Annotated in this window: 19 protein-coding genes; 6 read left to right on the forward strand and 13 right to left on the reverse strand. The window is 71.1% G+C overall.

The features are described from left to right. The 7 genes from EES42_RS25845 to EES42_RS25875 form a co-directional block, all read right to left on the reverse strand. On the reverse strand, positions 1 to 409 hold a 409-nt coding region (locus EES42_RS25845), incomplete at its 3' end, for an ATP-binding cassette domain-containing protein (protein ID WP_124720890.1). Further along, positions 402 to 1,331 carry an ABC transporter permease gene (locus EES42_RS25850; protein ID WP_124720636.1) on the reverse strand — a complete coding sequence of 310 codons (930 nt, stop codon included), beginning with the start codon at positions 1,329 to 1,331 and terminating at the stop codon, positions 402 to 404. The genes EES42_RS25850 and EES42_RS25845, both read right to left, overlap by 8 nt. Positions 1,332 to 1,438: 107 nt before the next feature. Continuing rightward, on the reverse strand, positions 1,439 to 2,311 hold the full coding sequence (locus EES42_RS25855) for a glycosyltransferase family 2 protein (protein ID WP_206433592.1): 873 nt from the start codon (positions 2,309 to 2,311) through the stop codon (positions 1,439 to 1,441). Between the two features lie 8 nt (positions 2,312 to 2,319). Beyond that, on the reverse strand, positions 2,320 to 3,099 hold the full coding sequence (locus EES42_RS25860) for a CDP-alcohol phosphatidyltransferase family protein (RefSeq protein ID WP_124720638.1): 780 nt from the start codon (positions 3,097 to 3,099) through the stop codon (positions 2,320 to 2,322). Further along, complete coding sequence (locus EES42_RS25865; protein WP_124720639.1) at positions 3,077 to 4,138, reverse strand: iron-containing alcohol dehydrogenase family protein; 1,062 nt, start codon at positions 4,136 to 4,138, stop codon at positions 3,077 to 3,079. The genes EES42_RS25860 and EES42_RS25865 overlap by 23 nt, the downstream gene beginning before the upstream one ends. Further along, positions 4,126 to 4,863, reverse strand: coding sequence for a phosphocholine cytidylyltransferase family protein (locus EES42_RS25870; protein ID WP_124720640.1), 738 nt, complete (start codon positions 4,861 to 4,863; stop codon positions 4,126 to 4,128). The genes EES42_RS25865 and EES42_RS25870 overlap by 13 nt, the downstream gene beginning before the upstream one ends. Beyond that, positions 4,860 to 6,629: a DUF5941 domain-containing protein gene (locus EES42_RS25875; RefSeq protein WP_241196613.1), complete on the reverse strand. Its 1,770-nt coding sequence runs from the start codon at positions 6,627 to 6,629 to the stop codon at positions 4,860 to 4,862. The genes EES42_RS25870 and EES42_RS25875 overlap by 4 nt, the downstream gene beginning before the upstream one ends. Positions 6,630 to 7,066: 437 nt before the next feature. Between EES42_RS25875 and EES42_RS25880 the strand changes: the two genes are divergently transcribed. The 3 genes from EES42_RS25880 to idi all read left to right on the forward strand — a co-directional run bounded on the left by EES42_RS25880 (position 7,067) and on the right by idi (position 10,235). Further along, a complete protein-coding gene (locus EES42_RS25880; protein ID WP_124720642.1) occupies positions 7,067 to 8,008 on the forward strand; it encodes a cation diffusion facilitator family transporter in 942 nt (313 codons plus the stop codon). A gap of 217 nt (positions 8,009 to 8,225) precedes the next feature. Further along, positions 8,226 to 9,494 carry a bifunctional class I SAM-dependent methyltransferase/N-acetyltransferase gene (locus EES42_RS25885; RefSeq protein WP_124720643.1) on the forward strand — a complete coding sequence of 423 codons (1,269 nt, stop codon included), beginning with the start codon at positions 8,226 to 8,228 and terminating at the stop codon, positions 9,492 to 9,494. A gap of 147 nt (positions 9,495 to 9,641) precedes the next feature. Continuing rightward, positions 9,642 to 10,235: an isopentenyl-diphosphate Delta-isomerase gene (idi, locus tag EES42_RS25890; protein WP_124720644.1), complete on the forward strand. Its 594-nt coding sequence runs from the start codon at positions 9,642 to 9,644 to the stop codon at positions 10,233 to 10,235. A gap of 40 nt (positions 10,236 to 10,275) precedes the next feature. Here the strand turns inward: idi and EES42_RS25895 are convergent, their stop codons facing one another. Next, a complete protein-coding gene (locus EES42_RS25895) occupies positions 10,276 to 10,731 on the reverse strand; it encodes an ATP-binding protein (RefSeq protein WP_124720645.1) in 456 nt (151 codons plus the stop codon). A gap of 136 nt (positions 10,732 to 10,867) precedes the next feature. Beyond that, entirely contained in the window at positions 10,868 to 11,491 is a 624-nt protein-coding gene (locus EES42_RS25900; RefSeq protein WP_241196584.1) for an HdeD family acid-resistance protein, read from the reverse strand. Positions 11,492 to 11,571: 80 nt separating this feature from the next. Here EES42_RS25900 and EES42_RS25905 point away from each other — a divergent pair, with 80 nt between their 5' ends. Further along, the gene (locus tag EES42_RS25905; RefSeq protein ID WP_124720646.1) at positions 11,572 to 12,330 is read left to right on the forward strand and encodes an enoyl-CoA hydratase/isomerase family protein; all 759 of its coding nucleotides are present in this window, start codon (positions 11,572 to 11,574) and stop codon (positions 12,328 to 12,330) included. 11 nt (positions 12,331 to 12,341) lie between these two features. Here the strand turns inward: EES42_RS25905 and EES42_RS25910 are convergent, their stop codons facing one another. Together EES42_RS25910 and EES42_RS25915 are read right to left on the reverse strand one after the other, a co-directional pair. Further along, a complete protein-coding gene (locus EES42_RS25910; RefSeq protein WP_124720647.1) occupies positions 12,342 to 12,977 on the reverse strand; it encodes a DJ-1/PfpI family protein in 636 nt (211 codons plus the stop codon). Positions 12,978 to 13,015: 38 nt separating this feature from the next. After that, on the reverse strand, positions 13,016 to 13,993 hold the full coding sequence (locus tag EES42_RS25915) for a GlxA family transcriptional regulator (protein WP_124720648.1): 978 nt from the start codon (positions 13,991 to 13,993) through the stop codon (positions 13,016 to 13,018). Positions 13,994 to 14,127: 134 nt separating this feature from the next. On the opposite strand from EES42_RS25915, the gene EES42_RS25920 reads away from it, so the two are divergent. Both EES42_RS25920 and EES42_RS25925 read left to right on the forward strand, forming a co-directional pair. Then, positions 14,128 to 14,991: an SCO6745 family protein gene (locus EES42_RS25920; protein ID WP_124720649.1), complete on the forward strand. Its 864-nt coding sequence runs from the start codon at positions 14,128 to 14,130 to the stop codon at positions 14,989 to 14,991. Between the two features lie 147 nt (positions 14,992 to 15,138). Then, entirely contained in the window at positions 15,139 to 17,538 is a 2,400-nt protein-coding gene (locus EES42_RS25925) for a Tex family protein (protein ID WP_124720650.1), read from the forward strand. 401 nt (positions 17,539 to 17,939) lie between these two features. Here EES42_RS25925 and EES42_RS25930 read toward each other — a convergent pair whose 3' ends face one another. Next, positions 17,940 to 19,577 carry an ABC-F family ATP-binding cassette domain-containing protein gene (locus tag EES42_RS25930; RefSeq protein WP_124720651.1) on the reverse strand — a complete coding sequence of 546 codons (1,638 nt, stop codon included), beginning with the start codon at positions 19,575 to 19,577 and terminating at the stop codon, positions 17,940 to 17,942. Between the two features lie 75 nt (positions 19,578 to 19,652). After that, on the reverse strand, positions 19,653 to 21,422 hold the full coding sequence (locus tag EES42_RS25935) for a BCCT family transporter (protein ID WP_124720652.1): 1,770 nt from the start codon (positions 21,420 to 21,422) through the stop codon (positions 19,653 to 19,655). Between the last annotated feature and the right edge of the window lie 94 nt (positions 21,423 to 21,516).

Raw genomic sequence — 21,516 nt, forward strand, 5'->3', positions numbered from 1 at the left:
CCTCGCGCGACATGCCCATCGCGAGGCCGCCGAGCACCACGTTGCGCTCACCGGTCAGATCGCTCATCAGCGCCGCGTTCACCCCGAGCAGCGAGGGCTGCCCGTCGGTGTAGACCTTGCCGTGCTCGGTCGGCAGCAGGCCGGCGATGGCCCGCAGCAGGGTCGACTTGCCGGAGCCGTTGGTGCCGATGAGGCCGATCGCCTCGCCACGGTAGGCGGTGAAGGAGACGCCGCGGACGGCGTGCACCTTGCGCACCCCGCGCGATTCGCCCTTGCCGCGCTTCATGATCCGGCTCAGTGCCGCGGTCGCGCTGCCCTTGCCGCCGCCGGCGCCGTTGACGCGGTACACGATGTGCACGTCGTCGGCGATGACGGTGGGAACGCGCCCCGGAGTCTTGTCGTCAGCCACGGCCGTACCGTTCCTCTGCCTTCCAGAAGTACACGAAGCCCACCAGGCCGACCAGGACCGCCCAGCCGAGCGCCACGATCCAGACGTGTGCCGGCAGGTTGCCCGAGCCGTAGCCGTCGATCAGCGCGAAGCGGACCAGGTCCATGTAGATGGCCGCCGGGTTGTACTGCAGAACGTTGGCGATCCAGTCCGGCTTGTCCTTGAGCATCACCGGGATGGAGAACATGACGCCCGACGCGTACATCCAGGTCCGCATGACGAACGGCATCAGCTGCGCGAGGTCGGGGGTCTTGCTGCCGAGCCGGGCCATGATCAGCGCCAGGCCGGTGTTGAAGACGAACTGCATGACCAGCGCCGGAACGATCAGCAGCCAGGAGAGGCTCGGGTAGCTGCCGAAGGCGATCGCCACGGCCGCCAGCACGATCATCGAGAACAGCAGCTGCTGGAGCTGCTGGAGCGAGAACGAGATCGGCAGCGAGGCGCGCGGGAAGTGCAGTGCGCGGACCAGTCCCAGATTGCCGGAAATGGCCCGCACGCCCGCCATCACCGAACTCTGGGTGAAGGTGAAGACGAAGACGCCGGTCACCAGGAACGGGATGAAGACCTCCTGGGTCATTCCCTTCCTGGTCCCCAGGATCAGCCCGAAGATCAAGTAGTAGACCAGGGCGTTCAGCAGCGGTGTGGCCACCTGCCAGAGCTGGCCCAGCTTCGCCTGGCTGTACTGGGCGGTCAGCTTCGCCCTGGAGAACGCCATGATGAAGTGGCGCCGGCCCCAGAGCTGCCGGATGTATTCGAAGAGCCCTGGCCGGGCGCCGCTCACCGTCAGGCCGTACTTGGCGGCCAGGGCGGCCGAGGTCAGGCCGTCGTCGGCGGATGGTGGGGTGCTCAATGCGACCGCACCATCATGGGTTGTGTCACTCACCAGATGAAACTCTCGTATTCAGGATGCGCAGCCAGTCGCGGGCGCGGCTCGGAGCGGACAGGTCCCGTGAAGAAAACGTACGTCCCATGCTCTCAGAGGTGAGCCTCTCAGATCACGGGAGGTCGGCCCAGTCTGGTCAGCCGCCAGACCGTGCGCCATTTCATCGGGCGGCGGGTGCCGCACGGCGTGGCCCAGCCTTCCCGGAAGCCGCTGAGCCATGCCTTCAGCGCCGGGCCCGAGGGCTTGCGGACCAGGGTCAGCAGCAGCCACACCCCGAGGTAGACGGGGACCAGCGGCGCGGGCAGATTGCGGCGGGCCAGCCAGACCCGGTTGCGGGCCACCATGCGGTGGTACACCGCGTGCCGCGAGGGGGCGGTCGTCGGGTGGTTGAGGACCATGTCCGCGCGGTAGTCGATCATCCAGCCGGCGTCCAGCGCCCGCCAGGCGAGATCGGTCTCCTCGTGCGCGTAGAAGAACCGGCCGGGCAGCGGTCCGACCTCGGCGATGACCTTGGTCCGTACGGCGTTGGCGCCGCCCAGGAAGGTCGTCACGCGTGAGGAGCGCATCGGGTCGGCGGCGCGCAGCCGGGGCACGTGGCGGCGCTGTGTGACCCCGGTGTCCGGGTCGGCGATGCGGAAGCTGATGATTCCCAGCCCGGGATCTGCCTCGAATGCCTGCCGGCAGAGCTCGGCGGTGTCGCTGAGCGGCAGCAGTCCGTCGTCGTCGAGGAAGAGCAGGGCGTCCACGTCGGCGCCGGACGGGCCGAAGGCCTCGATCCCGACGTTGCGGCCGCCGGGGATGCCCAGGTTCTCGGGCAGCTCGACGGTCCGCACCCCCGCGGGGACGTCCGGCACGGGGGCGCCGTTGCCGACGACCACCACCTCGATTCGGTCGCCGTCCTGCCCGGCGACCGAATCGAGGAGAGCGCGGAGCTCGTCAGGGCGGTTGCCCATCGTGATGACGACCGCGCCGAGTTTCATGGGGGTGCTCACTTCAGCCTGCTCGACGCCAGGATCGACACCAGGTGCAGGAGCGTCTGGAGCAGCGCGATGCCGGCCAGCACCGCGACCATGAGACGGCTGAAGAACAGGTCGTCACGGACCGCGTCGAGGACGGCCGCCACCAGGATGACCAGTGACGCCTCGACCCCGAGGATGAGCCGGTGGAACTTGAGCGCGCCGGCGGCCCGGCGGGCGAACGCCATTCCGGACGAGCGCGGCTCCGAAGCGGCCTCCTTGACCGGCGGCAGTCCGCCCTGGTGGCGCGCGACACCCACGAGGTCGGTCTCGGCCTTGATCAGGATGGCGCCGAGGGCCGCGAGCGTACCGAGGAAGGCCCAGAGCCAGTCGATCCGTCCGCTGCCCCACAGGTCGGCGGCGCGCAGGCCGAAGCCGACCAGCACGGCCGCGTCGCAGAGGTACGCGCCGACCCGGTCCAGGTAGACCCCGCCCAGCGAGAACTGCTTCTTCCAGCGGGCCACCTCGCCGTCGACGCAGTCGAGCAGCAGGTAGAGCTGGACGGCGAGCACTCCGAGGAGCGCGCCGGGGATGCCGGGAACGAGCAGGGCCGGTGCGGCGAGCACGCCCGCGACGGTCATCACGTAGGTCAGCTGGTTGGGCGTGACCCTGGTGTTCACCAGGTGCCGGTCGATGCGCAGCGAGATCTCGCGCATGTAGAGCCGACCCGCCCAGTGCTCACCGCTGCGCCGGTCCTTCACGCCCGGCGGGTGCACGACCGGACGGAGTTCAGCTATGGATGGCTTTTGCATAGTCGGCGTACGCGTCCCTGATCTGGTCGGTGGACAGGTTGAGGTGTTCCAGGATCGTGAAGCGCCCCGGACGGGTCTGCGGGGCGTAGTCGACGGCCTGGACGAACTCGTCGGCGGTGAAACCGATCTCTTCGGGCACGACCGGCAGCCCGTGGCGGCGCAGCGTGGCAGCCATGTGCAGCGACTCCTCGCGGGCGCCGCGCAGATGCATGGCGAAGCAGGCGCCGAGGCCGACCTGCTCGCCGTGGCTGGCCGCACGCTTGGGGTACAGCAGGTCGAAGGCGTGGTTGATCTCGTGGCAGGCGCCGGAGGCCGGCCGGGAGTCCCCGGCGACGGACATCGAGATGCCGGTGAGCACCAGGCCCTCGGCCAGCACCTTGAGGAAGGCGTCGTCGCCGATCCCGCCCGGGTGGCGCAGCACGGCCTCGCCCGCCTGCCGGGCCATGGCCGCCGCGAGTCCGTCGATCTCCTCGCCGTTGACCTCGTGGGCGAGCTCCCAGTCGGCCACGCAGGAGATGTTGGAGACCGCGTCGCCGATGCCGGAGCGCACGAAGCGGGCCGGTGCCTGGCGGACGATGTCGAGGTCGATGACCACGGCGATCGGGGTGGGTACTCCGTAGGAGCCCCGGCCGTTGTCGTTGTCGAGCGTCGCGACCGGCGAGCAGAGGCCGTCGTGGGCGAGGTTCGTCGCCACCGCGACCATGGGCAGCCCGACCCGCGCCGCGGCGTACTTCGCCACGTCGACGATCTTGCCGCCGCCGAGGCCGACCACGGCGTCGTACCGGTTGCCCTTGATGTCGTCGGCCAGCTTGACCGCCGAGTCGAGGGTGCCGTCGGTCACGGGGTACCAGTGGGCTCCGGGCAGCGCGGGCGTCAGCCGCTCGCGCAGGGCACGCCCCGAGCCGTCGCTGATCGCGACGGCGAGCTTGCCGGAGGCGGAGATCCGCTGGTCGGCGAGGAGGCCGGCCAGATCGTCCAGGGCGCCGCGACGGATGTCGACGACGACCGGGGACGGAATGAGCCGGGTCAGTACTGGCACGCGATCTCACGGCCCTTCGCGAGGTCGTCGTGGTTGTCGATCTCCACCCACGTGACTTCGCCGATGGGGGCCACGTCAATGGTGAAGCCGCGGTTCACGAGCTCCTGGTAGCCGTCCTCGTAGTAGAGGTCGGGGTCGCGCTCGAAGGTCGCCTTCAGGGCGTCCGCGAGCTCCTCGGCGGCCTCGGGCTCGATGAGGGTGACGCCGATGTACTCACCGGTCGCGGTGGCCGGGTCCATCAGCTTGGTGATGCGCCGCACACCCTTGCCGTCCTCGGTGATGACCTTCATCTCCTCGTCGGCGAGCTGCTTCACCGTGTCGAGGGCGAGGATGATCTTCTGCCCCTCGCCGCGGGCGGCGAGCAGGGTCTTCTCGACGGAGACCGGGTGGACGGTGTCTCCGTTGGCCAGGATGACGCCGCGCTTGAGCACCTCGCGGGCGCACCACAGGGAGTAGGCGTTGTTCCACTCCTCGGCCTTGTCGTTGTCGATCAGGGTGAGGGTCACGCCGTACTTGGCCTCGAACTCGGCCTTGCGCGCGTACACGGCCTCCTTGCGGTAGCCGACGACGACGGCGACCTCGGTGAGGCCTATCTCCGCGAAGTTGGCCAGCGTGAGGTCCAGCACCGTCTTCTCGCCGTCGACAGGCACGAGGGCCTTCGGAAGCGTGTCGGTGTAGGGGCGCAGACGCCGTCCTGCACCGGCTGCCAGTACGAGGCCGATCATGCGGGTTCTCCTTCGTCGTGAACGGCGGGTGCTCCGGAGGACACCCAGAAGCGGATGGACTCCACGAGCACCACCAGTGCCACCGCCACCGCGAGGGTGGTGAGCGCCACGGTGAAAGCCGAATGCTGTGTGAATACGGCGGCGAGTACGGCCACCACCAGGGTGCGGCCCTCGTGCCCACCGATCGTGCGTACCAGCCACTGGGGCGGCGCGCCGGTGCCGCCGCGAATGCGGTACACCGTGTCGTAGTGATGGTAGGCGACCGCCGAGACCAGCCCGAAGGCCGCGGGAAGGGCTCCCGGGACGTCGCTGCGGGCGGCGAGGATCAGGACGGTGCAGTACTCGGCCGCCCTGAATATCGGGGGCACGAGCCAGTCGAGTGCGCCCTTGAGCGGGCGGGCCACCGCCACACCGGAGCAGATCGCGTAGAAGACCGCGGCGAAGATCATCTGCTTGCTGCCGAAGGGCTGCTGCAGGGCCGCGGCGATCAGCGCTCCGGTGCCGACGAATGCGATCACCGGGGCGCTGAAGGCACCCGGGATCCGGGGGCCCCGGGCCGCGACGAACTGGGCGAGGGGTCCGGAGTCGGCCAGCTCGGCGAGGGCACGGGCGGCCCGGTCGGTGCGCTCGGCCTTGCGGGTCAGCGAGCGCAGCAGCCGGCCGGCGGTGGTGTAGCAGGCGGCGAAGGCGCAGCCGATGAGCAGGGCGTAGAAGACGATCCGGGGGGTGGTCACCGCGGTCAGTACCGCGATCATCGCCCAGCGCTCACCGATCGGCAGCACTATCATCCGGCGCACCCAGACGGTCCAGCCGACGCTGTCGAGCCGGTCGGAGAGTGCCGCCGTGGGGCTGGAATTGGCCACCGCGTCGTGGTTGGCCTCGTTGAACGAGAAGTCGATGACGTGCCGGCATGCCTGGAGCACCATCGCGCCGAGGGCGAGCGCCCATACGTCGTCACCGCCGCGGGCGGCGCCGAGCGCGAGGCCCGCGTAGTAGGCGTACTCCTTGGCCCGGTCGAAGGTCGCGTCCAGCCAGGCGCCCATCGTCGAGTACTGCAGCGAGTAGCGGGCGAGCTGCCCGTCGGTGCAGTCCAGGATGAAGGAGAGGAGCAACAGCACCCCGGCCGCGACGTAGCCGCCGCGGGTGCCGGTCGCCGCGCTGCCGGCCGCGATCAGCGCGGTCAGCAGGGACGCGGTGGTGACCTGGTTCGGCGTGAGGCCGCGGCGGGCGCACCAGCGGGCGATGTAGCGGGAGTAGGGGCTGATGAAGAACGTGGTGAAGAAGCCGTCGTGGGCCTTCACCGCGCTGCGCAGCCGCACCGCCTCGTCGTCGACCGAGGCGAGGGCGCTCTCCGCCTCGGCGCGCGTGGGTGCGTCCGTCGGCACGGCCGCGACCAGCGAGCCCAGCTCGGGGCGCTGTACGGAGGTGCCCTCGGCGTCCATGGTGACGGCGAGGCGGCCCGGCACGGTGCGGTCAGTGACCGGTGCGGCGGGCGTGCCCGTGGGGACACCGGCGCCGACGGCCTCGGCCGTGGTGTCCAGGGCCCGGACGAGCGCGGGTCGTGCCTCCGGCTGCGCGGTGAGCGCGCCGGGCACGGTGGCGGCGGGGAAGCGCGGGTCGGTCAGTCCGAGCCGGAGGGCATGGACATGGCCGACGAAACGGGGGTCGACCAGTGCGACCCGGCGGTCGGCGGGGACGGCCGAGAGCAGCCGTGCGGCCTCGGTCACATCGGCGGCGACCTGTACGTCGAAGCCCAGCGACCGCAGGTCGTCCGCGAGCGACGACCCGGGTACCGGTGCACCGGTGAGGATGGCGGTCGACAGACGAACTCACTCCTTGGTGCTGACGGGGTCGGCGCGCGACAGTGCGGCCCGGATGCGGGCCGGCGGCACGTCGGCAGAGGCTATCGGATGAACGGAAGCGCGAGTTCACTGCCTGTTTGCGCTCTGTTCGGGGTGGACCGGCATCATGCGACGCCGTCCGCGATCATCATCGTCGATCGCCGCCTCGCCTGACAAAACGCGAGGGTGCGGCCTCAGCCGGGCCCGCCGCGCCACCTCGCTGACCTGCAAGCATTTCCGCAGGTCAGAGCATATGACAACGGTGTTCAGTGCCGTGTTGCCGGATACCCCCCACCCGTAGTTCACTGGCATTGCCCGGGCCGACCGCGTCCGGGCCGAACAACGACCGGGAGGCGTTCCCCATGGGGGCAGGGCACGACCACGGGCACACACACGGCGGGCCGCCGCCCACCGGCACGGCAGCCGCCGCGTACCGGGGGCGGCTGCGGATCGCGCTCGGCATCACACTCACCGTGATGGTCGTGGAGATCGTCGGCGGTGTGCTCGCCGACTCGCTCGCGCTGATCGCCGACGCGGCCCACATGGCGACCGACGCCCTCGGCCTCGGCATGGCGCTGCTGGCGATCCACTTCGCCAACCGGCCGGCCGGGGTGAACCGCACCTTCGGCTACGCCCGCGCCGAGATCCTCGCCGCTCTGGCCAACTGTCTGCTGCTGCTCGGTGTGGGCGGCTTCCTGCTCTTCGAGGCCGTCGAGCGCTTCATCACCCCGGCCGAGACCAGGGGCGGGCTGACGATCGCGTTCGCCCTGGTCGGCATGGCCGCCAACATGGTCTCGCTGTCGCTGCTGATGCGCGGGCAGAAGGACAGTCTCAATGTGCGCGGGGCCTATCTGGAGGTGCTCGCGGACACGCTCGGCTCGTTCGCGGTGCTGGTCTCGGCGGGGATCATCCTGGCCACCGGCTGGCAGGCCGCCGACCCGATCGCCTCGCTGGTCATCGGCCTGATGATCGTCCCCCGTACCGTGAAGCTGCTCAGGGAGACGCTCAACGTGCTGCTGGAGTCGGCGCCCAAGGGGGTCGACATGGGAGAGGTGCGGGCCCACATCACCGCACTGCCCGGGGTGCTGGACGTGCACGACCTGCACGCCTGGACGATCACCTCGGGGATGCCGGTGCTCTCCGCCCATGTGGTGGTGCGCCAGGACATGCTCGACTCGATCGGCCACGAGAAGCTCCTCCATGAGCTGCAGGGCTGCCTCGGCGTCCATTTCGACGTGGAGCACTGCACCTTCCAGCTGGAGCCGAGCGGCCATGCCGAGCACGAGGCCAAGCTCTGCCACTGACCGGCCCCCGGCCCCGGTCAGACGGGCCATGTAAGGTATTCGCAGAGGCGTTCGGCCTCCCCATGTGCGAGAGAGGAGCTGAGGTTGATGACCGTCGCGACGGCGCCCGCCCGGCGCAGCATCCGGTCCTTCCTCATCTCCCGGGTTCTCGGCTAACGCCCCGACTCCCACCGGGTCGACCCGTTGGCCGGAGCCCTCGTATTCAAGGGTTCCCACGTTGACCGACAACGATCACGCCGTCCGTACCGAGGCGTTCTTCTCCCTGCACCACAACCTGCCCCGGCAGAGCCCTGGCTCCGATGCCACCACCCGGCGGCTGCTGGAGCTCACCGGCCCGTTGCCGCGCCGTCCTCGCGTCCTGGATCTGGGCTGCGGGCCCGGCCGCGCCGCGTTGCTCCTCGCCGCGGAGGCCGGTGCCGAGGTGACCGCCGTCGACCTCCACCGGCCGTTCCTCGACGAACTGCGCGAGGCCGCCGGGGCCCGCGGGCTCGGCGACCGCATCCGTACGGTCCGGGCCGACATGGCAGAGCTGTCCGGCCCCGACTTCCCCGACGGGTCCTTCGACCTCGTCTGGGCCGAGGGGTCCGCGTACAACATCGGTTTCGACACCGCGCTGCGTGACTGGAAGCGGCTGCTCGCCCCGGGCGGCTCCCTCGTCGTCACCGAGTGCGTCTGGACCACGGACGCGCCGACGGCCGAGGCGCGCGCCTTCTGGGACCAGGAGACGTCGATGCGCCCCGTGGCGGGCAACACCGCGGCGGCCGTCGCGGCCGGCTACCACGTCCTCGGGGTGCTGGTACAGCCCGACAGCGACTGGGACGAGTACTACGTCCCGCTCGCCGAGCGCGTGGAGAGCGCCGACGCGTCCGCTCCCGGCATGCGGTGGGCGCTCGCGGCGACCCGCGAGGAGCTGGCCATGCGGCGCGACCACGGCACGGAGTACGGCTACGCCGGCCATGTGCTGCGCCCCGCCGACCCCCGCTGGACGACCCGTCCGGAGACGGCGGCGGACGCGGCGGCCGTCCACGCGGTCAACGCCGCGGCGTTCCCGACTCCGGACGAGGCCGATCTCGTCGACGCGCTGCGCGCCGATCCGGCGGCCTGGCTGCCGGGCCTCGGCCGGGTGGCGACGGACGGCCCGGACGGGGACATCGCGGCGTACGCCCTGCTGACCCGGTGCCGGGTCGGGGACGCGCCGGCGCTCGCGCTGGCCCCGGTGGCGACTGTCCCCGGACACCAGCGCCGGGGCGCGGGACAGGCCGCGGTGCGGGCGGTGCTCGACGCGGCGAGGCTGCGCGGCGAATCACTTGTCCTGGTGCTCGGTCATCCCGAGTACTACCCGAGGTTCGGTTTCGTACCGGCCTCGCGGTACGGGATCCGGCCGGGCTTCGACGTCCCGGACGAGGCGATGATGGCCCTGGTGCTGGACGAGTCCGTGCCGGTGCGGCAGGGCACGATCCGTTACCCGGCCGCCTTCGGCGTCTGACGCACCGTCCGGTCCCGCCGCGCCCCGTGGTGCGGCGGGACCGGACATGCCAGACCCCGAGGTGCGGACAAGCGGCTTTTGTACGGCAGACTTGACCGGAATCGACGGGACCGGCGCACCGGGCCGGGACCATAGCGAAGGATGGGTATGCCGACCACACCAGCCACCGCGGCGCACAGCTCGTCGAACGGCACAGCAGAAGCGATCATGCTCGAACTGGTCGACGAGGACGGCACCACCATCGGTACGGCGGAGAAGCTCGCCGCCCATCAGCCGCCCGGTCAGCTGCACCGCGCCTTCTCCGTGTTCCTCTTCGACGAGCAGGGCAGGCTGCTGCTCCAGCGCCGCGCGCTCGGCAAGTACCACTCCCCCGGTGTCTGGTCGAACACCTGCTGCGGCCACCCGTACCCCGGTGAGGCTCCCTTCGCCGCCGCCGCCCGGCGTACGTACGAGGAGCTCGGCGTCTCGCCCTCCCTGCTGGCCGAGGCGGGCACGGTCCGCTACAACCACCCGGACCCGGCCTCGGGTCTGGTGGAGCAGGAGTTCAACCATCTCTTCGTGGGCATGGCGCAGGACCGGCTGGACCCGGACCCGGAGGAGGTCGGCGAGACCGCGTTCGTGACGGCCGCGGAGCTTGCCGAGCGGCACGCCCGCTCGCCGTTCTCGGCCTGGTTCATGACGGTGCTGGACGCCGCGCGTCCGGCGATCCGGGAGCTGACCGGGCCGTCCGCCGGCTGGTGACGGACGGACGGCACCCGGGTGCGCCGTCGGGTACGGGCGGTCAGGGCCGGGGATTCAGCGGCAGCGCCGCCCAGATGATCTTTCCGCCGCCTGCGGTGTGCTCCACATCGCAGGCCCCGCCCGCTTCCCGGGTGATCTCCCGGACCAGCAGCAGACCGCGTCCGCCGGTCTGCGCGTAGTCCGTCTCCAGGGCCGTCGGCCGGTAGGGGTGGTTGTCCTCGACGGACACCCTGATCCACTCCTCGCCGACGGCCACCTCGACGGCGAGCTCCGGCGAGAGCAGCGCGGCGTGCTTCACCGCGTTGGTGACCAGCTCGGAGACGATGAGCAACAGTCCCTCGGCGACGTCGTCGTCCAGCGGCACGCCCTGGCGTTTCAGCAGATCGCGTACCGCGTGCCGGGCCTGCGGTACGGATACGTCCACGGCCGGAGCTGTGAACCGCCAGACTCCCTCGTACGGGACGGGCCGGGCAGGGACACTCCCGCGGCTCTCCATAGTCCGGTACCCGCTCTCCACTCGGTGGTGACTGCACGTCGAAGTACAGAGTGCGGGGCGTAGTCGGCCCGGGCCGTGCCACTGACCACAAGTCGACTTCTATCGGCGGCTTTTGACCGAACAGAACATCAATGAATCAGCCTTTGGACCGTTTCTGCTCGTTTCCCCGGGGTTGGTCGGTCAGCTCGTCGGTCACCCTCTGTTCCGAAACCATCGAGACGATGCGACGGCCGCCCACACCCATGGCGATCAGGCCGAGCCCGTCGAAGAGCAGCGCCAGCGAGAAGAAGAGTCCCAGTACGTAGAGGCTGCTGTGCGGCCAGTCGAAGAGCACCAGCAGCCCCAGCAGCAGGCCGAAGGCTCCTTGCAGCAGCGTCCAGCCGAACTGCGGGCCGCGCACCACGACGCTGCCCACCAGGCGGAACACCCCGCCGGTCAGGAAGAGCAGCGCGGCGAACATGGTCAGCGCCTCGGCGGTGCCGTGCGGGTGGCGGATGACGACGACCCCCGCGGCGATGTTCAGCGCGGCCACCACGACGCCCAGCCAGAAGTAGTCGCTGCCGCGGGAGTCGATGGCGTGCAGCAGCCCGACGATGCCGCCGAGCAGCAGCAGCCAGCCGAACAGGAGCATCGAGGTCAGCGTCGCGACGCCGGTGTAGACGAGACCGACCAGGCCGGCCACGACGAGCAGGGTGCCGAGCAGGGCGAGCCAGCCGAAGCTGCGGCTCAGTCTCCTGCCCTCGGTTGCGGGATCTGCCACGGGAAGCTCCTCACGGTGCGTACCTGGTCCCAGACCCCTTCTTGATCATAGGTTCGAACCGTACGGATAGCATCCGGCACATGGACCGTACGGAACCCGGGCTGGAGCACACCGTCTCGGACGGCGTCGCCACCGTCGTGATCAGCAATCCCGCCAAGCGCAACGCGATGACGGCCGCGATGTGGGGCGAGCTGCCCGGGCTGCTGGAGCGGCTGGCGGCCGACCCCGGGGTCCGGGTGCTGGTGCTGACCGGCGCCGGGGAGACCTTCTGCGCCGGGGCGGACATCTCCTCGCTGCGGGATCCGGAAGGTGATCCGCAGGCGCTCGCGGTGGCGGCCGAGGAGGCACTGGCCGCGTTCCCCCGGCCGACGCTCGCGGTGATCCGGGGGTACTGCGTGGGCGGTGGCAGCCAGTTGGCGGCCGCCTGCGACCTGCGGTTCGCCGAGGAGGGCGCGTCCTTCGGGGTCACCCCGGCCAAGCTCGGCATCGTGTACGCCGCGTCGTCGACGCGGCGTCTGGTGGCGCTGACCGGCCCGGCCACGGCGAAGCACCTGCTGTTCTCCGGCGAGCTGATCGACACCGCGCGGGCGCTGCGCACCGGCCTGGTCGACGAGGTGCTGCCGGCCGGCGAGCTGGACAAGCGGGTCGAGGCGTACACGCGGACCCTGACGGCCCGCTCTCAGCTGACGCAGGCGGCGGCGAAGGAGTTCGCCGACGGCCGCGAGGACCGGGACGCGTACTGGGCCCGGCAGGCGCGCAGCAGCGGCGACACCGCCGAGGGTGTCGCCGCCTTCCTGGAGCGGCGCACGCCGCGGTTCACCTGGACGACCGGGGCCTGACCGCCCGCGCCCTACTGGAGGAGGTAGTGGCGCTGGGCACGGAACTTCTCGACCATGGCCGCCGGGGCCTTCTCCGGCGATCCCGCGTCGTACGGCGGCTGCGGGTCGTACTCGGTCAGCAGCTGTACGGCCAGGGCGTGCTCGTCGCCCGCGATCCGGCCGGCCAGGGTGAGTCCCATGTCGATGCCGGAGGAGACGCCGGCCGCGGTGACGTACTTGCCGTCGATGACGACGCGCTCACCGGTCGGCTCGGCACCGAACTCCGTCAGCACGTCCAGCATGAGCCAGTGCGAGGTGGCCCGCCGCCCGGTCAGCAGTCCCGCCGCGGCGAGCAGCAGCGAGCCGGTGCAGACGGAGGTGGTCCAGGTGCTGGTGGCATCGGCGGCGCGCAGCCAGCCGAGCAGCGCCTCGTTCTCCATCTGGTCGCGCTGGCCGGGGCCTCCGGGCACGACCACCACGTCCGGTGCCGGTACGTCGGCGAAGGTCCTGTCGGCGACGAGCGTGAGGCTGTCGGTGTCGTTGCGTACGGGGCCGGTCCGCTCGGCGACGAACACGGTCCCGGCGCCCGGGGTGCGGGCGAGCATTTCGTGCGGGCCCACCGCGTCGAGTGCGGTGAAGCGGTCGAAGAGGACGATGGCGATCTGCATGGGTTCCCTTTCGTGGTCGGGCGGTCGGGCGGCAGCGGTCACGTCGTGGCGCGTCGATCGGTGGCGGGGTGGGAGCGGAAGCGTCGGCGGTATTCGGCGGGGGCGGTGCCCAGGGCCTTGACGAACGCGCGGCGCATGGCCTCCGGGGTGCCATATCCGCAGGCGCGTGAGATGCCGGTGACGCCGTCGGTGGTGTCCTCCAGCAGCCTGCGGGCCTGCTCCAGGCGTACGCGGTCGACGTAGCGGCCGGGCGTGAGGCCCGTCTCGGCCTGGAAGGCGCGGGCGAAATGCCGGGGAGAGAGGCGGGCGCGGGCGGCGAGCGCCTCGACGCAGAGGTCCTCGCCGGGGTTCTCGGTGATCCAGTGCTGGACCTCGCGCAGCGGTTCGCGCCGGGCGGTCTGGGCGACGAGCTGGGCGCTGAACTGGGCCTGGTTGCCTGGCCTGCGCAGAAAGACCACGAGGTGCCTGGCGACGGTGAGCGCGATGTCCCTGCCGTGGTCCTCCTCCACGAGCGCGAGGGCCAGGTCGATTCCGGCGGTGACTCCGGCGGAGGTGGCCAGCCTGCCGTCGCGTACGAAGATCGGGTCCGGGTCGACCTCGACGGCCGGGTGGCTGCGGGCGAGGTGCTCGCAGACCGTCCAGTGCGTGGTCACCCGGTGTCCGTCCAGCAGTCCGGCCTCGGCGAGCAGCAGTGCACCGGTGCAGACGGAGACGAGCCGTTCGGGGTGCGGGGCGTGCTCGCGCAGCCAGTCCACGAGCGCCGGGTTGGGGTCGCGGGTGCCCTCGCCGCCGGGGACGAGGAGGGTGTGGGGCGGTTCGGCGTCGGCGAGGCTGCTGTCCGGGACGAGGACGAGGCCGCTGCAGGTACGGACCGGGGCGCCGTCGAGCGAGGCGGTGCGCAGTCCGTACCCGGCCCCGGGGAAACGGGAGGCCCCGGCGAAGACCTCCACCGGTCCGGTGACATCGAGGCTCTGGACGCCGTCGTAGAGGACGACGAGAACGGATCGCTGCGTCATGACCGTCATCCTGATGGGCCCGGATGTTGGCCGCAATGACGAAGAACCCACCTTTTCTGCCATCGCGCGACCCTCGCGATTGCGGCGCCGACCCGGGGCTACCGGGCGTACCGACCAGTCGGTAATGTGCCCGCATGAGTACTCTGCCGCCGCGCGCCGGACGCCGCTGCCACAACGCCATCAACCCGCTGCACTCGACGGTCTACTTCTCCCCCGACCTCGGCAAGGAGCTCGGTGAGCTCGGCATCGACGACCCGAACGCCGCCTATTTCGCCGCGCGTTCGGCGGCGATGGGTGCCGTCGGTCCGGGCACCGTCACGGCGGCGTTCTACAACTTCAACCACGACCTCGTCGCCCGGCATCTGCCCGCCGTGTGGTCCGTCGCCGCCCCGCAGGCGGTGCTGGACGCCCGGCTGCGCGCCGCCGACACCACCCTGCGGCGACTGCTGGGCGAGGAGGTCATCGCCTCCCCGGAGCTGGCCGAGGCGGCCGGACTGGCGCTGCGCGCCGCCGAGGGATGCACCCGACACGCCCGGCCGCTCTACGCCGCGCACGCCGATCTCCCGGTGCCCGAGGAGCCGCATCTGGCGTACTGGCACGCCGGCACACTGCTGCGGGAGCACCGCGGCGACGGCCATCTCGCCGCGCTCCTGACCGCCGGGCTCGATCCGCTGGAGGCGCTGGTCAGCCACACGGCGACCGGCAAGGGGATGTCCCCGCGCTGGGTGCTCACCACCCGCGGCTGGCACCGCGACGACTGGGACGCGGCGCGCGAGCGGCTGCGCGGACGCGGAATCCTGGACGCCGAGGGCGAGTTGACGGAGGCGGGCGTCGCGCTCCGGGCGGAGCTGGAGGAGGCCACGGACCGGATGGACGCGGCCCCCTACGAGCACCTGGGCGCGGAGGGTGTGGAGCGGCTGACCGAGCTGGGACGCGGGTTCCTGTTCACGGCGGCGTCGGCGGGCGCGTTCCCGGCCGATCTGATGGGCAAGGACTGATCCTCCGGCCGGCCCGGTCCGGACGAGAGGCCCCGGGGGTGGCCGGGCGACACGGCGCCCGGCCACCCGGCACAATGCAGGCCAAGGGGCCCCGCCCCGGCAAGCACAGCCAGTAGAGCCAGTACGAGAAGGCGAGTCGGTAGAACCGTGACGACGTCCATCGAAGGCAGGATCGCCGAGGAGCTCGGCGTACGCGAACGGCAGGTGAAGGCGGCCGTCGAGCTGCTCGACGGCGGGTCGACCGTGCCGTTCATCGCGCGCTACCGCAAGGAAGCGACCGAGATGCTCGACGACGCGCAGCTGCGCACGTTGGAGGAGCGGCTGCGGTATCTGCGGGAGCTGGAGGACCGCCGGACGGCGATCCTCGACTCGGTGCGCGAGCAGGGCAAGCTGGACGAGGCGCTGGAGGCGCAGATCCGGGCCGCCGACACCAAGGCGCGCCTGGAGGACATCTATCTGCCGTTCAAGCCCAAGCGGCGCACCAAGGCGCAGATCGCCCGGGAGGCGGGGCTCGAACCGCTCGCCGACGGCCTGCTCGGTGACCCGTCCGTGGAGCCGCTCGCGGCCGCCGCCGCCTTCGTGGACGCCGACAAGGGCGTCGCGGACGGCGCCGCCGCGCTGGACGGGGCCCGTGCCATCCTCACCGAGCGGTTCTCCGAGGACGCCGATCTGATCGGTGAGCTGCGTGAGCGCATGTGGTCGCGCGGGCGGCTGGCCGCCAAGGTGCGGGACGGCAAGGAGGAGGCGGGCGCGAAGTTCGCCGACTACTTCGACTTCGCCGAGCCGTTCACCGCACTGCCCTCGCACCGGGTGCTCGCGATGCTCCGGGGCGAGAAGGAGGACGTGCTCGACCTGGTCATGGAGCCGGAGGAGCCCTCCGAGACCCCGGGGCCCTCCACGTACGAGAACATGGTCGCCCGGCGCTTCGGCGTGGCCGACCGCGGCCGCCCCGGCGACAAGTGGCTCGGCGACACCGTGCGCTGGGCCTGGCGGACCAGGATCCTGGTGCACCTGGGCATCGATCTGCGGCTGCGGCTGCGCACCGCGGCCGAGGACGAGGCGGTACGCGTCTTCGCGTCGAACCTGCGCGATCTGCTGCTCGCCGCACCGGCAGGTACGCGCGCCACGCTGGGGCTGGACCCCGGCTTCCGTACCGGTGTGAAGGTCGCCGTCGTCGACGCGACCGGAAAGGTCGTCGCGACGGACGTCATCCACCCGCACGTCCCGGCGAACAAGTGGGACCAGTCGCTGGCCTCGCTGGAGCGGCTGGCGAAGGCGCACAATGTCGACCTGATCGCCATCGGCAACGGCACCGCTTCCCGGGAGACCGACAAGCTCGCCGGTGAACTGATCGACAACCACCCGGAGTTGAAGCTCACCAAGGTGATGGTCTCCGAGGCCGGCGCCTCGGTGTACTCGGCCTCGGCCTTCGCCTCGCAGGAACTCCCCGACATGGACGTGTCGTTGCGCGGGGCCGTCTCCATCGCGCGGCGGCTGCAGGACCCGCTCGCCGAGCTGGTGAAGATCGACCCGAAGTCGATCGGGGTCGGCCAGTACCAGCACGACCTGTCCGAGGTGAAGCTGTCGCGCTCGCTGGACGCGGTCGTCGAGGACTGTGTGAACGGTGTCGGTGTCGACGTCAACACCGCGTCCGCGCCGCTGCTTTCGCGGGTTTCCGGGATCGGCTCGGGGCTCGCCGAGAACATCGTCGCGCACCGCGACGCGAACGGCCCCTTCCGGTCGCGCCGGGCGCTGAAGGACGTGGCGCGGCTGGGTCCGAAGGCGTACGAGCAGTGCGCGGGCTTCCTGCGCATCCGGGGCGACGATCCGCTGGACGCGTCGAGCGTGCACCCGGAGGCGTATCCGGTGGTGCGGTCGATGGTGAAGCGGACCGGCGGCGATGTCGCGTCGCTGATCGGCAACACCGGTGTGCTGCGGTCGCTGCGGGCCGACGACTTCGTGGACGAGAAGTTCGGTCTGCCGACGGTCACCGACATCCTGAAGGAGCTGGAGAAGCCGGGGCGCGACCCGCGGCCCGCCTTCAAGACGGCCACCTTCAAGGAGGGCGTCGAGAAGATCGGTGATCTGGCGTCCGGCATGGTACTGGAGGGTGTGGTCACCAACGTCGCGGCGTTCGGCGCGTTCGTGGACATCGGCGTGCACCAGGACGGCCTGGTGCACGTGTCGGCGATGTCGCGGACGTTCGTGAAGGACCCGAGGGACGTCGTGAAGCCGGGCGACATCGTGAAGGTCAAGGTCATGGACGTCGATGTGCCGCGGAAGCGGATCTCGTTGACGCTGCGGCTGGACGACGAGGCGGCGGCCGACGCGGGCGCTCAGGGCGGCGGCCGGCGGCGCGAGCGCGGTGAGCGCGGCGGACAGGGCGGCCGGCCGCCGAGGCAGCGCCAGGGCCAGGGGCAGGGCGGCCAGGACCGGCGCGGCGGCGGCTCCGCCCGTCAGGCACCCGCGCCGGTGAACAGCGCGATGGCGGACGCACTGCGGCGGGCCGGACTGACGGACCCGGACCAGGGCGGCAGGAAGCGGTAGCCGCACCCGGGGCGGGGAGGGGCGAGCCTGTGACGGCCCCTCCCCGCCCTTCCTCTTCTCTTCACGGGTCCGGTGAGTACGCCCCGGACCACGAACCGGTGCCCTCTTCGCGGCGCCCCCACTCTCGCGACCCGGGCGTACCCCGTTCCGCCCGCGCGATCCGGGGCATTCGCCTTCCGGGGCTCCTGCACGCGCCTCCCCCGTCGATGCCACGCGTGCACGCGGCCGATCCACCATCCGGACGGAACGCCTTGTCGGTATACCAAATCGGTCTCAGGTGAACGTAAAGCCCGGCAGAGGGCGCAGAATTGGGAAACACGATCCCTTTGGCATACCAGGAGGGGTGATGGATCGTCCGGGCTGCCGGTCTCCGGGCCGCCGGTGACGGCCCGGAGCGGGGCTCAGAGCTCCGTGATCCGTCCCGCCGCCACCTCGACCCGCCGGGTCGTGCGTACCGCTTCCAGCATGCGCCGGTCGTGCGTGACCAGCAGCAGCGTTCCGGTGTACGAGTCGAGCGCCGACTCCAGCTGCTCGATCGCGGGCAGATCGAGGTGGTTCGTGGGCTCGTCGAGCACCAGGAGGTTGACGCCCCGGCCCTGGAGCAGGGCGAGCGCCGCCCGGGTGCGTTCGCCCGGGGAGAGCGTCGTGGCGGGGCGCATCACATGGTCGGCGCGCAGGCCGAACTTGGCGAGCAGGGTGCGCACTTCGGCCGGTTCGGTGTCGGGCACGGCGGCGCAGAACGCCTCCAGCAGTGACTCCGAGCCGTGGAAGAGCCTGCGTGCCTGGTCGACCTCGCCGACCACCACGCCCGAGCCGAGCGTCGCATGGCCGGAGTCCAGCGGGAGGCGGCCGAGCAGTGCGGCGAGCAGGGTGGACTTGCCCGCTCCGTTGGCGCCGGTGATGGCGACCCGGTCCGCCCAGTCGATCTGCAGCGACGCCGGGCCGAAGGCGAAGTCCCCGCGTACGGCCTGTGCTTCGCGCAGGGTGGCCACGACCGAGCCGGAGCGGGGCGCGGCGGCGATCTCCATCCGCAGTTCCCATTCCTTGCGCGGTTCCTCGACGACATCGAGCCGTTCGATCATGCGCTGGGTCTGCCGGGCCTTCGCGGCCTGCTTCTCGCTCGACTCGCTGCGGAACTTGCGGCCGAGCTTGTCGGAGTCGGTGGCCTTGCGGCGGGCGTTCTTGACGCCCTTGTCCATCCAGGAGCGCTGCATCTGGGCACGCCCTTCGAGGGCGGAGCGCTTGTCGGCGTACTCCTCGAACTCCTCCCGGGCGTGCCTGCGGGCGCGCTCGCGCTCCTCCAGATAGGCCGCGTAGCCACCGCCGTACAGATTGATCTGCTGCTGGGCGAGGTCCAGTTCGAGGACCTTGGTGACCGTGCGCATCAGGAATTCGCGGTCGTGGCTGATGACCACGGTGCCCGCGCGGAGCCCGGAGACGTAGCGTTCCAAGCGCTCCAGGCCGTCCAGGTCGAGGTCGTTGGTGGGCTCGTCGAGCAGGAAGACGTCGTAGCGGGAGAGCAGCAGGGAGGCCAGGCCCGCGCGGGCGGCCTGTCCGCCGGAGAGCGCGGTCATCGGCAGGTCGAGGCCGACGGTCAGTCCCAGCTCGACGGCGACCTCGTCGGCGCGCTCGTCCAGGTCCGCGCCGCCGAGGGCCAGCCAGCGCTCCAGTGTCTCGGAGTACGCGTCGTCCGCGCCCGGTGCCCCGTCGACGAGGCCCTGTGTGGCTGCGTCCATCGCGGCCTGGGCCTCGGCGACGCCGGTGCGGCGGGCCAGGAATTCCCGCACCGTCTCGCCGGCCCGCCGTTCCGGCTCCTGCGGGAGGTGGCCGACGGTGGCGGTGGGCGGGGAGAGCCGCAGCTCGCCCTCCTCCGGCCGGTCGAGCCCGGCGAGCAGCCGGAGCAGGGAAGATTTTCCGGCGCCGTTGACTCCGACGAGACCGATCACGTCACCGGGCGCGACGACGAGGTCGAGTCCGGCGAAGAGTGCGCGGTCGCCGTGTCCGGCGGCGAGGTCCTTGGCGACGAGAGTGGCAGTCATCAGGGTGTCGATCCTAATCGGCGCCGGGGGCCGGGCCGCCCGGCCGGTCGCGCTCCGGCCGGGCGGCGGGCGTCCTCAGCCGTCGCGCGGTGGGTCCGCCGGGCCGGCGGGGTCCCGGTCGGGTCCGTGGTCCTCGTGGAGCCCGGTGGTGATTTGGCTGCCGCCCGGACCGATCCGGATCTCGAAGTCACCGGCGTATTTCGCGTGCCCTTCGATGACTGCGGATTCGACGGCTTCCACACCGAATTCACGCCGGACGATCAGCGGGTCCTGGCGCAGGTCCCGCATCAGCGCCACACACATGCCGATCATGACGACGGTGAACGGCGCGGCGACCAGGATCGTGAGGTTCTGGAGTCCGGCGAGCGCGTCGCCCTTGCCGTTGCCGATGAGCAGCATGATCGCGGCCACGGCTCCGGTGACCACGCCCCAGAAGACGACGACCCACTTGGCGGGTTCGAGGATGCCCTTCTGGGAGAGCGTGCCCATCACGATGGAGGCGGCGTCGGCGCCCGAGACGAAGAAGATGCCGACCAGGATCATCACCAGCAGGCTCATCACGGTGGCGATCGGGAACTGCTGGAGCACGCCGAAGAGCTGTGCCTCCTGGGTGACGGCGTTGCCGAGCCTGCCCGCCTCCTGGAGGTTGATCGCCGTACCGCCGAAGATCGCGAACCACACCAGACTGACGGTGCTGGGCACCAGGATGACGCCCCCGATGAACTGGCGGATCGTCCGGCCGCGGCTGATCCGGGCGATGAACATGCCGACGAAGGGCGTCCAGGAGATCCACCAGGCCCAGTAGAAGACGGTCCAGTTGCCGAGCCACTCGGCGACGTCGCCCTTGCCGGTCGCCTCGGTGCGTCCGGCGAGCTGGGCCAGATTGCCGAAGTAGGCGGCGATCGAGGTGGGCAGCAGGTCGAGCACGATGATGGTGGGGCCGGCGACGAAGACGAAGACGGCGAGGACCAGGGCGAGGACCATATTGGTGTTGGAGAGCCACTGGATGCCCTTCTCCACACCGGAGATCGCCGAGGCGACGAAGGCCACCGTCAGCACGGCGATGATCAGCACCAGCAGTCCGGTGCCGGTCTCCTCCTTCCAGTGCAGTTCGTGGAAGCCACTGCCGATCTGGAGGGCGCCGAGGCCCAGGGAGGCGGCGGAGCCGAAGAGCGTCGCGAAGATGGCGAGGATGTCGATCAGCCGGCCGAGACCGCCGTGGGCGTGCCGGGCTCCGATGAGCGGCTCGAAGACCGCGCTGACCGTCTGCCTGCGGCGGCGCCGGAAGGTGCTGTACGCGATGGCCAGACCCACCACGGCGTAGATGGCCCAGGGGTGGAGCGTCCAGTGGAAGAGGGTGGTGGCCATCGCCGTCTGCATCGCCTCGGCGGCGTCGGCGGGGTGGGTGCCGGGCGGCGGGCTGGTGAAGTGCGCGAGCGGCTCGCTGACCCCGTAGAACATCAGGCCGATGCCCATGCCGGCGCTGAACATCATGGCGACCCAGGACACGGTCCGGAATTCGGGCTCCTCGCCCTCCTGACCGAGGGCGATCTTGCCGTAGCGGCTGACGGAGAGCCAGAGGGCGAAGACCACGAAGCCGGAAGCGGCGAGCATGAAGGCCCAACCGCCGTTGTGGATCAGCCCGTTGAGCATGGAACTGGAGATGTCCTCCAGCGAGTCGGTGGCGGTGGCTCCCCAGACCACGAAGGCGAGGGTGAGCACGGCGGTGACGCCGAAGACCGCCCGGTCCGTCGTGGGGTGCCGGTTCCGGTCCGGGTCGCCGGGGAGGTCCGCCGTCACCGACAGTTCACCCCGGCCGCCCGTTCTCTGTTCGTCCTGCGACACGAATGGCACCTTTCACGGAAGCAATATTTTCGCTCTCCGTAGGCAGTACCACACGCAGCGCTCACCTCCCGGGATCAACAAGCGGTACCGGTCG

Origin of the sequence: Streptomyces sp. ADI95-17 (assembly GCF_003846175.1) — a bacterium.
Lineage (GTDB): Bacteria > Actinomycetota > Actinomycetes > Streptomycetales > Streptomycetaceae > Streptomyces > Streptomyces sanglieri.

Bases quoted from the DNA above. Each gene is read 5' to 3' on its own strand.
- idi (WP_124720644.1), top strand. From the start codon at position 9,642: ATGCCGACCACACCAGCCACCGCGGCGCACAGCTCGTCGAACGGCACA.
- EES42_RS25860 (WP_124720638.1), bottom strand. From the start codon at position 3,099: ATGCAAAAGCCATCCATAGCTGAACTCCGTCCGGTCGTGCACCCGCCG.
- EES42_RS25870 (WP_124720640.1), bottom strand. From the start codon at position 4,863: ATGATCGGCCTCGTACTGGCAGCCGGTGCAGGACGGCGTCTGCGCCCC.
- EES42_RS25880 (WP_124720642.1), top strand. From the start codon at position 7,067: ATGGGGGCAGGGCACGACCACGGGCACACACACGGCGGGCCGCCGCCC.
- EES42_RS25930 (WP_124720651.1), bottom strand. From the start codon at position 19,577: ATGACTGCCACTCTCGTCGCCAAGGACCTCGCCGCCGGACACGGCGAC.
- EES42_RS25895 (WP_124720645.1), bottom strand. From the start codon at position 10,731: ATGGAGAGCCGCGGGAGTGTCCCTGCCCGGCCCGTCCCGTACGAGGGA.
- EES42_RS25855 (WP_206433592.1), bottom strand. From the start codon at position 2,311: ATGAAACTCGGCGCGGTCGTCATCACGATGGGCAACCGCCCTGACGAG.
- EES42_RS25910 (WP_124720647.1), bottom strand. From the start codon at position 12,977: ATGCAGATCGCCATCGTCCTCTTCGACCGCTTCACCGCACTCGACGCG.
- EES42_RS25905 (WP_124720646.1), top strand. From the start codon at position 11,572: ATGGACCGTACGGAACCCGGGCTGGAGCACACCGTCTCGGACGGCGTC.
- EES42_RS25915 (WP_124720648.1), bottom strand. From the start codon at position 13,993: ATGACGCAGCGATCCGTTCTCGTCGTCCTCTACGACGGCGTCCAGAGC.
- EES42_RS25920 (WP_124720649.1), top strand. From the start codon at position 14,128: ATGAGTACTCTGCCGCCGCGCGCCGGACGCCGCTGCCACAACGCCATC.